Genomic DNA, 10,754 nt, shown 5'->3' on the forward strand with positions numbered 1-10,754 from the left:
GTTTCTCGTCGGAACGCCGCCCGGAGCAAGCTCGCTCCTACATTGTTTAGAGTTTTTGTAGCCATTTGTAGCAATAACCTTCATTCCCTCATCGTTTACCGCTAGTCTGCGGACATCTGCAACGCCGCCACCCGCAATTCAAACAAGAGCCGGCCATGACTGATCTGTCCCCACCACCCGGTCCTGCAAGCGTCGCTGTCGCCGCGCTGGACGGGCGCTTTTTCCGACCGCCATTGCCCGACGGCCATGTGTTGCGCCCACGCCTGTGCGAGCGCTTGAGCGCAGGCTTGGGTGGCAGGTTGCTGCTGGTCAGCGCACCGGCCGGGTTCGGCAAGAGTTCGTTGGCGGTGGAGTTCTGTCAGGCGCTACCAGCTCATTGGCAAAGTCTGTGGCTGGGGTTGAGCCCGCGAGACAGCGACCCCGGTCGATTCCTCGAGCGATTGCTGGAAGGCCTGCAGGACTTTTTTCCGCAATTGGGCAGGCAGTCCCTCGGCTTGTTGAAAATGCGCCAGCGGCATCAGCCGTTCGCCTTCGAAGAATGGCTGGACGGGCTGCTCGACGAACTGGCCGTGCACCTGTCGACGGCCACCCCGCTCTTGCTGGTGCTCGATGACTATCACCTGGCCCAGGGCCCCGTACTCGATCGCTGCCTGCAGTTTTTCCTCAATCACCTACCCGATGGCTTGCTGGTGATGGTCACCAGCCGCCAGCGTCCAGACTGGCACCTGGCGCGATTGCGCCTGTCGCGCCAGCTGCTGGAGCTGCATGAGCAGGACCTGCGTCTGACCCACGATGAAGCCTTGAGCCTGCTCGATCGGCACAGCAGTTCCTTGCGTGGCGAGGCGCTGGAAAACCTGATCCAGCGCAGCGAAGGCTGGGTAGCCGGGTTGCGCTTCTGGTTGCTCGCCGCCTCCGAGGCGGGCACCCAAGGCGCGTTGCCCCAGGCGCTGCACGGCGGGGAAGGGCTGATCCGCGACTACCTGCTCGAAGAGGTGATCGATTGCCTGCCGGCCGAAGTACAAGCCTTCCTCTACGACACCGCCCCCCAGGAACGCTTTTGCAGTGAGCTATGCGACGCCGTGCGCGACGCCCATGACAGCGCCGCGATCCTCAGCTTCCTGGCCGCCCACCAGGTGTTCCTGGTGCCGCTGGACGAGCACGGCCACTGGTATCGTTACCACCATCTGTTTTCCGATCTGCTGCGCACCCGGCCCGGCGCGCAGTCGATGGTGCCGGCCGCGAGCCTGCACCTGCGCGCCTGTCGCTGGTTCAATGCCCAGGGCCTGCTCGATGAGGCGGTCGAGCAGGCGTTGCGGGCAGGACATTTGGACGTTGCGGCCAACCTGGTGCAGAACCTTTCCGAAGAACAACTGCTGGCCGAACAGAACGTCGGCATGTTGCTGCGCTGGAAAATGGACTTGCCCGATAGCCTGTTGATCAGCACGCCGCGCTTGATCGTGCTCTACAGCTGGGCGTTGGGGCTGGCCTGCCAGCTGGACGCCGCCGAGGAACTGGCCAGCCACCTGAGCCGCTTCCTGCCGGCACCATCGGCCACCGCGCAAAAGTCGATGCTGGCGCAATGGCTGGCCTTGAGCGGGATCATCGCGCGCGGGCGCGGTAACCGCGAACTGACGATACGCTATTGCACCGAAGCGCTGGAGAGCCTGCCGTGCAAGCGCTATGGCCAGCGATTGGTGTGCCTCTCGACCCTGTCCAACCTGGCCATTGCCGATGGCGATATGTGGCGTGCGAGGAATTTGAACCGCGAGTCCCTGGAGCTGGCGCAACGGGTTGGTAATCCGCTGTTCGAGGCGTTGGCCCACTACGACCGCGCTCGAGTATTGCAGGCGCGGGGTGAAGTGCTGCGTTCGCTGGATGAAGTCCGCCAAGGGCTGCAACGCCTGCAGGGCTTGCCTGCGCAACGGCTCTTTGCCGTACGCGCCCGACTGACGTTGTACGAAGGTTTTCTGTTGGCCGTGCGCCTGCAACCCCAAGCCGCACGGTTGCGCTTGCAAGCTGGTTTGAGCGAGGCCCGCGCCTGTCGCGACATCAGCGTGCTGATCGGCCATTGCGTGATCGCCCGGCTTGAAGGCAGCAGCGGCGAGTTCGCCAAGGCCTTTGCCGAACTCGCCGAAGCGGAACGGCTGATGCACATCTGGGACGTGCCGCCGATCTACTACCTGGCGATGATCACCCTGGTCAAATGCGAACTCTGGCTGGCCCAGGGGCGTACCGACCTGGCGCAAGCCTGGTTGACCCGATTGGGCCAGACCTACAACGGTGAGCAGCCGGCCGCACCCCCGGAATTCCATCCGCAACTGCCGCTGCATATCGAATTGCAGCAAGCGTTGCTGGAGGCAATCCAGAACCAGCCGATGCTGGCCGAAGGGCGTTTGAATACGCTGCTGGAAAATGGCCAGCAAACCGGTCGGCAGATGCTCAGTGCCATGGCGCTGACGCAAAAGGTTTCGTTGTTGTTGGGCAGCGGACGCGAACCGGAGGCCCGCAAGGCGCTAATCCAGGCGCTGGACGCCGCAGCCGGGGGCGTGTTGCAACCCTTCGAAGGGCTATTGGCCGAGCACCCGGACTGGCTGCGCGGACAACTTCTACTCTGCACGCCGACCACGGTTTCCCGGGACCTCTCAGAAAAACTTCCAGCCGTGGCCTCTCGCCCGACACCGGAACCCACTCCCGCCTCGGAACAACTCAGCACCCGGGAAATGGCTGTCCTGCGCCTGATTGCCCAAGGCTGCTCGAATCAGGAGATCAGCGACCAGCTGTTCATTTCCCTGCATACGGTGAAAACCCATGCCAGCCATATCAACAGCAAGCTGGGGGTAGAGCGGCGCACGCAGGCCGTGGCGCGGGCGAAGGAGTTGGGGGTGTTGGTGTAGCGTTGCGCGGGTTTTCTTGCTGGCGTCCTAGGCCGTGGTCGCGTCGCCAGTGCAAATCGCACGTTCGTCGTTATGAAGTATGGTCAAGGGTTCGTCCATGGCGTGGCCAGTGACAGCGTGATGAGATAGCGCTCCTCTGTGGGCCGTTTCTGGTCCTTGAATCGATTCACAATCAACATCACTTGATACCGGTTGGACGCGTGCCAATAGGATGTGCCGCCTTTGTTAACGTCCCGTAATTGGGCTCGCCACTCAGGAGTGTCGGCGAATGAAGGGAAGTAATCGACCTTGATGGGGGTCCAGCCAGCGTTGCGCCATTGCTCCTGCAAATCCAGCACGACCTTGAGAGCGTCGTCGAGTAATAGCGGCTCGATTTGTGGGGACATGCGGACACCGTGGATATGTTCATCATCAAACATCACCGTGAAAAAACGGGCCAGAGGCGTTACAAAACCGTACTTGGATCAATGAAACGCAGGCGTGCATCTGATTTCGGAATACTGAACCACGAGTGCCCGGGAACGGCCGGGCCAATGCTTGCGCTGGAGCGCTGGCGCATGGCTTCGTACGGCTCGCCGATCAACAGGGCGATTTCCGGTTCATCCGAGAGTACTTGAATCGCGGCGGACGTCAGGAGGGCCGCGATCGCCAGTGCCAACGCACCGCGTCGCCAGCCTATGCGCTGCAGCAGGCTCATCGCACGCCTCCACCCCAGGCGATGTCCCGAATCGATTGCTCAATTTGGTCGCGCTGGTCGCTGTGCAGCAAATCGTCAAACTGCGCCGCGGCTTTGAGCACAAAGATCATGCGCCGTTCGATGTCAGCCAGGTTGGCAAAGGGATTACTGCCAAAACCAATGGTGCGTCCGTTCTCGATGGGACGGCACTGGCTGGCCAGCGTCAGCTCGATGGCCTGGGCGGCACCGGAGGGGATGTTAGTGACGTAGGAGGCATGGTTACCGCGCAATAACCATTTCAGACCGCTGTCGTCGTACATCGCCGGTTGCAGGATGTTGACCTGTTCGTGCTTGGCTAGATGCTCAACACTCTTGGCAATATTGCCCGCCTCGATCGCCTCGAAGGCCAGGAGGATTTCCTTGTGGTCAGTCCCGAACTTCAGCGTTTCCTGCCCGACCGGCCACAACACCGGGTACTCACCACTCCCATAGATGTTTTTCCGTGCAGCCAGGCAATCCTTCAGCGCCTCCAACCCCCGTTCCTTGTAAAACACATGCAGCGGATACACATCCAGGAACAGCGTGGTATTTCCCATGGCCAGCATCTCGTACACAAACCGGTACATTCGTTGCGAGTACGACAAGGGAAGGTCGGCACCCCAATGGGTGAAGCCCCACACCGGGTTGTCACGGTTGGCCTCTTCGTACTCGTGCTGGCGCTGCTCAAACGCCCGAATGGTCGCGCGCTTTTCCCGCTCACTGGGACTGAGCAAGCCTCTCAGTCCTTGTCTGGCACTGTCCCTCAATTGCTGTATCGCCTCTTCTTCCGCCTGAATCTTCTCGACCGAATCCGCCGCGTGCAGCAGACCACAACCCACCTGTTTCGAAGCGAAGGCCGCCAGCCCGGCCCACTGAAAACGCGGGTCGTGGCGCCATAGCTGGGCGTAGGCGGCATTGATCGCCTTGTTGCGCGCTTTCGGGTCGGCGATCAGCTTACCGCCCGGTGCTACGACGTTTTCGACCCGCTGCTGGTAGCCGCGCCAAAGGTTCTCGCAGACCGTCCCTGGCCGTTCGCTGAGCGTTGGTGTGGGCGCCCGCGCTGAAGTGAAAGTGGATTGTCGTGGCGTCACCGGATTGCTGGGTGCAACGGGCGCGGCCGCCTGTTGAGTGGCACTCCTTGCCACTGGCGGCGCAGCATCCTGTCTGGAGTCGTAGGTGGCGGTGGTAAACGAGGGGATGAACCCGGCCTTGCAGGGGCAGCTGCTGCGGCTGTCCAACGAGCCCGCCATTAGCCTGCCGTGACTGTCCATGAACGAGATGCCACCCTCGATTTCGTAGGTTTCGTCGTTTTTGCCGCAGGACACCGGATCCCCTGCGCGAGCATGGGCGAAGCCAAACATCATGATGCGGGTATCGGTCTCCAGCACCTCGCCACCGCAGGTGGTCTTGTCACCCTTGCGAATGAAATATCCCTTTGCCATTGCTAGAACTCCTTGTTTACGATCAAATTGCTTCTGCTCCCGATGGAACGGAGGAGTGGCAAAATGCCGTGAACAGGGTTCTATACGGGGCTGTCAGACGTAAGTCAGACGTTTCCTTGTTTGTTGTAGTCCGCTTCCGCAATCAGGCAGTGGCAATGGGTGGCATCGGCGATGTCGTCGAGCTGTGCGAGAATATGCCATCCATTTTTTCCAGGAACACCCATGGACGCTGCCAAACCTGCGTTGATCCGCGAAACCTTCCCCGTCGGTCCCTTGCAGTGCAACTGCACGATCATCGGCGACCCGATCACCAAAAAGGCCATCGTGGTCGACCCGGGTGGCAATCACGAACTGATCCTCGCGCGGCTCGATGCCCTGGGCCTGAAGGTGGTCAGCATCATTCACACCCATGCGCACCTCGATCACTTCCTGGCCTCCGGCCAGTTGAAGGAAAAAACCGGCGCCACCCTGCATTTGCACAAGGAAGACCAATTTCTCTGGGACAACCTGGAGATGCAATGCCAGATGTTCGGTGTGCCCTACACGCCGGTACCGTCGCCGGACCGCTGGCTGGCCGACGATGAAGAGCTGGCCTGTGGCTGTGGCGTGGCCTTGCACACACCGGGTCATACGCCGGGCTCCATGAGTTTCTGGTTTGCCGACGCGAAGCTGCTGATTGCCGGGGACACCTTGTTCCGCCGCGGGGTAGGGCGCACGGATTTGTGGGGAGGCGATCAGGCGACCATCGTGCGTTCGATCAAGCAGCGCCTGTATACCCTCGACGAAGGAGCGACCGTGGTGGCCGGGCATGGTCCGGACACCCGGTTGGGCGATGAAATGCGCGAGAACCCTTTTGTTCGGGCCTGATTTGTAACAAGTGGAATTTTCACGGGTCGAAATGATCCAACGCCCGCAAGGGTCCGATGCTGAGTCCGTTGCACCACAGAATGCAAAAAAGTAGGAGCTCTACATGTTCACCACGCCTCGTTTGATTATTGTCGCTACTGCCGTGGCACTGTTGGCCGGTTGCGCATCGCCCAACCCCTACGACGGCCAGGGCCAGGGCCAGGCCGATAGCGGCTCCACGGGCATGAGCAAAACCGCCAAGTACGGTGGCCTCGGAGCTCTCGCAGGCGCACTGGCCGGTGCTGCCATCAACCACGACAACCGTGGCAAGGGCGCGCTGATCGGTGCTGCCGTCGTGGGTGCTTCCGCCGCCGGTTACGGCTACTACGCCGACCAGCAGGAGAAAAAGCTGCGTGCCAGCATGGCCAACACCGGTGTCGAAGTGCAACGTCAAGGCGACCAGATCAAGCTGATCATGCCAGGCAACATCACGTTCGCCACCGATTCGGCGAATATCGCACCGAGCTTCTATCAGCCGCTGAACAACCTGGCCGGCTCGCTGAAAGAGTTCAACCAGAACCAGATCGAAATCGTCGGCTACACCGACAGCACTGGTGCCCGCCAGCACAATATGGACCTGTCCCAGCGTCGCGCCCAGAGCGTGGCGACCTACCTGACCTCGCAAGGCGTCAGCGGTGCCAACCTGAGCGCCCGTGGCGCCGGCCCGGATAACCCGGTCGCCAGCAACGGTGACGTCAATGGCCGGGCGCAGAACCGCCGGGTAGAGGTCAACCTGAAGGCGATTCCAGGCCAGCAGTATGGTGCCCAGCAGCAAGGCAACGTTCAGCAGTACCCATAAGCGTCAGGCGTAAAAAAACCGCCCGATCTTCACAGGTCGGGCGGTTTTTTTGTAGGAGCTGCCGCAGGCTGCGATCTTTTGATCTTGCTTCTGAAAATCAAAAGATCGCAGCCTCGTTGCACTCGACAGCTCCTACAGGGGCTTTTTCACACCTGTAACCTGATTACTTCTTCAGGCCGTAATGCTCATCGAGCATGCCCGGCGCGTTCGGGGCTTTGGGTGCGTAGTCGCGCGGCGGTTCCTGATTGCGCGGCGGTGTCAGGCGTTCCCGTGGAGCCTGCGTTGCGTCGGCGTGCAGGGAGGCCAGCAAGCGTTGACGGGTCTGCTCGTCCAGGGCCAGGCGGTTGGCACCCTCGGCGAGATGATCCTGCACTTCCTGATAGCTCGCAGTCAGTTTCTTGACCAATGTTGCAGTGCTGTTGAAGTGGGTCACCACCTCGTTCTGATAACTGTCGAAACGTTCCTGAATATCGTCCAGCTGACGTTGCGTGCTGCTAGGCGCGGCATTCGGCGCCAGGCGAGCGATCAGGAAACCAATGGCGACACCCACAACCAGGGCAAGAGTCGGCAACAACCAAACTAAGAGCGAGTGTTCCACGAGTCCTTCCTCTATAAACGGCTTTGCTTTACGTTAACGGCTCGAACCTGCGCTGTATACCGCGATTCGCTCGCAATAGACAGTTGCAGACAATTTGCTAGACGAGTCGACCCGATTCGAGGTCACGGAGTTCCTTCCTTGCTTATGCGTGAAACCCCTGTAGTGATTGACGGCCCGGTCGGCCAACTGGAAGCACTGTACCTGGACAATGAGCAGCCGCGCGGCCTGGCGCTTATCTGCCATCCGAACCCTGTACAGGGCGGCACTATGCTCAATAAAGTGGTCTCGACCCTGCAGCGCACTGCGCGCGATGCCGGTTTGATCACCTTGCGTTTCAATTACCGTGGTGTCGGTGCCAGCGAAGGCTCTCACGATATGGGCACCGGTGAAGTCGACGATGCCCAATCTGTCGCCGAATGGTTTCGCGCCAAACACCCGGAATTGCCGTTGACCCTGTTCGGGTTTTCCTTCGGCGGATTTGTTGCAGCAAGTCTCGGCGGCCGCCTGGAAGCGCAGGGCGAGCAGCTCAAGCATCTGTTCATGGTCGCACCAGCGGTCATGCGCCTGGGTGCTCAGGACCCACTGCCGCAACACGGCGAACTGACCCTGATCCAGCCGGAAACCGACGAAGTGATCGATCCACAGCTGGTTTACCAATGGTCCGACCAGCTTGAACGTCCCCATGAGCTGCTGAAAGTGGCAGAATGCGGACACTTTTTTCATGGCAAGCTGACCGATCTCAAGGATCTGATCCTGCCGCGTCTCTCGAATTGATTGCAGTCTGACAAGCGATTACCCATGACGACTCGTACCCGTATCCTCACCGGCATCACCACCACCGGCACGCCGCACCTGGGCAACTACGCCGGCGCCATCCGCCCGGCGATCCTTGCCAGCCGTGACAGCAATGCCGATTCGTTCTACTTCCTGGCCGACTACCACGCCCTGATCAAGTGCGATGACCCGCTGCGCATCCAGCGCTCGCGCCTGGAAATCGCCGCGACCTGGCTGGCCGGTGGCCTGGATGTGGACCGCGTGACCTTCTATCGTCAGTCCGACATCCCGGAAATCCCTGAGCTGACCTGGCTGCTGACCTGCGTGGCCGCCAAGGGCCTGCTCAATCGCGCCCACGCCTACAAGGCCTCGGTGGACAAGAACGTCGAGACCGGTGAAGACCCGGACGCCGGCATCACCATGGGCCTGTACAGCTACCCGGTGCTGATGGCCGCGGACATCCTGATGTTCAACGCGCACAAGGTGCCGGTCGGCCGCGACCAGATCCAGCACGTGGAAATGGCCCGGGACATCGGCCAGCGCTTCAACCATCTGTTTGGCCAGGGCAAGGAATTCTTCACCATGCCCGAGGCGCTGATCGAGGAAAGCGTGGCCACGCTGCCGGGCCTGGATGGCCGGAAAATGTCGAAGAGCTACGACAACACCATTCCGTTGTTCAGCAGCGCCAAGGAAATGAAGGACGCGATTTCCCGTATCGTCACCGACTCCCGTGCACCGGGCGAGGCAAAGGATCCGGACAACTCGCACCTGTTCACCCTGTTCCAGGCGTTTGCCACCCCGGCGCAGGCTGACGAGTTCCGCAGCGATCTGCTGCAGGGCCTGGGTTGGGGCGAGGCCAAGAATCGCCTGTTCCAACTGCTGGACAGCGAATTGGGCGAATCCCGCGAGCGTTACAACCAGCTGATCGAGCGTCCGGCGGACCTTGAAGACATCCTGCAGCACGGTGCGAAAAAGGCTCGCGCAGTCGCGACCCCTTTCCTCAACGAGTTGCGTGAAGCGGTGGGTCTGCGTTCTTTCGTTGCCCAGGCTCAAGTGGCCGCAACCACGAAGAAGAAAGCGGCGAAGGCTGCACGTTTTGTCAGCTTCCGCGAAGACGACGGCAGTTTCCGCTTCCGTCTGTTGGCGGCCGATGGCGAGCAATTGTTGCTGTCGCGTCACTTTGCCGATGGTAAAACCGCCGGTCAGGTGACCAAGCAGCTGCAATCGGGCCAGCCACTGGACGTGCGCAGCGAAGACCTGGGCTTCAGCGTCTGGCTTGAAGGCCAGTGCGTGGGCGACAGCCCGGCGTTCGCTGACAGCGCCGCGCGCGATGCGGCGATCGAGGCATTGCGCATCGCGCTGACGCCAGTTCAGGAATAATCAACGGCTCGGCCCGACCAAGGGCTGATTGCCATTCTCACGGGCCATCGCTACAGTGACGGCCCGTTTTTGTTGCCTTGCTAACGAATTATGACGCCCCTAGAACGATATCAAGCTGATCTGAAACGCCCGGAATTCTTCCATGATGCCGCGCAGGAAACTGCCGTGCGCCATCTGCAGCGCCTGTACGACGATCTGGTCGCGGCCGAGCAGAATAAGCCGGGCCTGCTGGGCAAACTGTTTGGCAAGAAGGATCAGGCACCGGTCAAGGGCCTGTACTTCTGGGGCGGCGTGGGTCGCGGCAAGACGTACCTGGTCGACACCTTCTTCGAAGCGCTGCCGTTCAAGGAAAAGTCCCGCACCCACTTCCACCGCTTCATGAAGCGCGTGCATGAAGAAATGAAGACCCTGGGCGGCGAGAAAAACCCGCTGACCATCATTGCCAAGCGCTTCTCTACCGAAGCCCGGGTGATCTGCTTCGATGAGTTCTTCGTCTCCGACATCACCGACGCCATGATTCTCGGCACCTTGATGGAAGAGCTGTTCAAGAACGGCGTGACCCTGGTCGCAACGTCGAACATCGTGCCGGACGGCCTGTACAAGGATGGCCTGCAACGTGCGCGCTTCCTGCCGGCCATCGCCCTGATCAAGCAGAACACCGAGATCGTCAACGTCGATAGCGGCGTCGACTATCGCCTGCGTCACCTCGAGCAGGCGGAACTGTTCCACTTCCCGCTCGACGAAGCGTCCCACGAAAGTCTGCGCAAGAGCTTCCGCGCACTGACGCCGGAATGCACGGCAGCGATCGAAAACGACGTGCTGATGATCGAGAATCGCGAGATCCGTGCCCTGCGCACCTGCGATGACGTGGCCTGGTTCGACTTCCGCGAACTGTGCGACGGCCCGCGCAGCCAGAACGACTACATCGAACTGGGCAAGATCTTCCACGCCGTGTTGCTCAGCGGTGTCGAGCAGATGAGCGTCACCACCGACGACATCGCCCGACGCTTCATCAACATGGTCGACGAGTTCTACGATCGCAACGTCAAGCTGATCATTTCTGCCGAAGTCGAACTCAAGGATCTGTACACCGGCGGCCGCCTGAACTTCGAGTTCCAGCGAACCCTGAGTCGCCTGCTGGAAATGCAATCCCACGAATTCCTCGCGCGCGCGCACAAGCCGTAAGGCGATTCGTAAAATTGAAAAGGCCTGCAAATGCAGGCCTTTTTTATGCACTGAAGATCCC

8 protein-coding genes and 1 pseudogene are annotated in these 10,754 nt (G+C 60.7%); 6 read left to right on the forward strand and 3 right to left on the reverse strand.

Features of this window, described 5'->3' with window-relative positions; all coding sequences use genetic code 11:
• Positions 1–155: 155 nt before the first annotated feature.
• Positions 156–2,894, forward strand: coding sequence for a LuxR C-terminal-related transcriptional regulator (locus ACM6I6_RS05925; protein ID WP_414919578.1), 2,739 nt, complete (start codon positions 156–158; stop codon positions 2,892–2,894).
• A gap of 83 nt (positions 2,895–2,977) precedes the next feature.
• Here the strand turns inward: ACM6I6_RS05925 and ACM6I6_RS05930 are convergent.
• Together ACM6I6_RS05930 and ACM6I6_RS05935 are read right to left on the reverse strand one after the other, a co-directional pair.
• Positions 2,978–3,591, reverse strand: a pseudogene (locus tag ACM6I6_RS05930) (hypothetical protein).
• Positions 3,588–5,051: a PAAR domain-containing protein gene (locus tag ACM6I6_RS05935; protein ID WP_414919579.1), complete on the reverse strand. Its 1,464-nt coding sequence runs from the start codon at positions 5,049–5,051 to the stop codon at positions 3,588–3,590. The pseudogene ACM6I6_RS05930 and the gene ACM6I6_RS05935 overlap by 4 nt, the downstream one beginning before the upstream one ends.
• A gap of 222 nt (positions 5,052–5,273) precedes the next feature.
• Here ACM6I6_RS05935 and ACM6I6_RS05940 point away from each other — a divergent pair, with 222 nt between their 5' ends.
• A complete protein-coding gene (locus ACM6I6_RS05940) occupies positions 5,274–5,918 on the forward strand; it encodes an MBL fold metallo-hydrolase (RefSeq protein ID WP_046818992.1) in 645 nt (214 codons plus the stop codon).
• A gap of 103 nt (positions 5,919–6,021) precedes the next feature.
• Positions 6,022–6,756 carry an OmpA family protein gene (locus tag ACM6I6_RS05945; RefSeq protein ID WP_323627060.1) on the forward strand — a complete coding sequence of 245 codons (735 nt, stop codon included), beginning with the start codon at positions 6,022–6,024 and terminating at the stop codon, positions 6,754–6,756.
• A gap of 163 nt (positions 6,757–6,919) precedes the next feature.
• On the opposite strand, the gene ACM6I6_RS05950 is transcribed toward ACM6I6_RS05945, so the two are convergent.
• Entirely contained in the window at positions 6,920–7,354 is a 435-nt protein-coding gene (locus tag ACM6I6_RS05950) for a YhcB family protein (protein WP_008060245.1), read from the reverse strand.
• A 144-nt stretch (positions 7,355–7,498) separates the two neighbouring features.
• Here ACM6I6_RS05950 and ACM6I6_RS05955 point away from each other — a divergent pair, with 144 nt between their 5' ends.
• The 3 genes from ACM6I6_RS05955 to zapE all read left to right on the forward strand — a co-directional run bounded on the left by ACM6I6_RS05955 (position 7,499) and on the right by zapE (position 10,693).
• Positions 7,499–8,128 (forward strand): alpha/beta hydrolase, encoded by a 630-nt coding sequence (locus tag ACM6I6_RS05955; RefSeq protein WP_274074375.1) that lies wholly within the window; start codon positions 7,499–7,501, stop codon positions 8,126–8,128.
• A 24-nt stretch (positions 8,129–8,152) separates the two neighbouring features.
• Positions 8,153–9,508 carry a tryptophan--tRNA ligase gene (locus ACM6I6_RS05960; protein ID WP_323606961.1) on the forward strand — a complete coding sequence of 452 codons (1,356 nt, stop codon included), beginning with the start codon at positions 8,153–8,155 and terminating at the stop codon, positions 9,506–9,508.
• A 90-nt stretch (positions 9,509–9,598) separates the two neighbouring features.
• Positions 9,599–10,693: a cell division protein ZapE gene (gene zapE, locus ACM6I6_RS05965; RefSeq protein ID WP_274074198.1), complete on the forward strand. Its 1,095-nt coding sequence runs from the start codon at positions 9,599–9,601 to the stop codon at positions 10,691–10,693.
• Positions 10,694–10,754 lie beyond the last annotated feature (61 nt).

This window comes from Pseudomonas sp. IT-P218, assembly GCF_949767605.1.
In the GTDB taxonomy this organism is placed as follows: Bacteria; Pseudomonadota; Gammaproteobacteria; order Pseudomonadales; family Pseudomonadaceae; genus Aquipseudomonas; species Aquipseudomonas putida_AE.

Excerpts from the sequence above, each read along its gene's own strand:
- ACM6I6_RS05960 (WP_323606961.1), top strand. The coding sequence starts at position 8,153 with ATGACGACTCGTACCCGTATCCTCACCGGCATCACCACCACCGGCACG.
- ACM6I6_RS05955 (WP_274074375.1), top strand. The coding sequence starts at position 7,499 with ATGCGTGAAACCCCTGTAGTGATTGACGGCCCGGTCGGCCAACTGGAA.
- ACM6I6_RS05945 (WP_323627060.1), top strand. The coding sequence starts at position 6,022 with ATGTTCACCACGCCTCGTTTGATTATTGTCGCTACTGCCGTGGCACTG.
- ACM6I6_RS05925 (WP_414919578.1), top strand. The coding sequence starts at position 156 with ATGACTGATCTGTCCCCACCACCCGGTCCTGCAAGCGTCGCTGTCGCC.
- ACM6I6_RS05935 (WP_414919579.1), bottom strand. The coding sequence starts at position 5,051 with ATGGCAAAGGGATATTTCATTCGCAAGGGTGACAAGACCACCTGCGGT.
- zapE (WP_274074198.1), top strand. The coding sequence starts at position 9,599 with ATGACGCCCCTAGAACGATATCAAGCTGATCTGAAACGCCCGGAATTC.
- ACM6I6_RS05940 (WP_046818992.1), top strand. The coding sequence starts at position 5,274 with ATGGACGCTGCCAAACCTGCGTTGATCCGCGAAACCTTCCCCGTCGGT.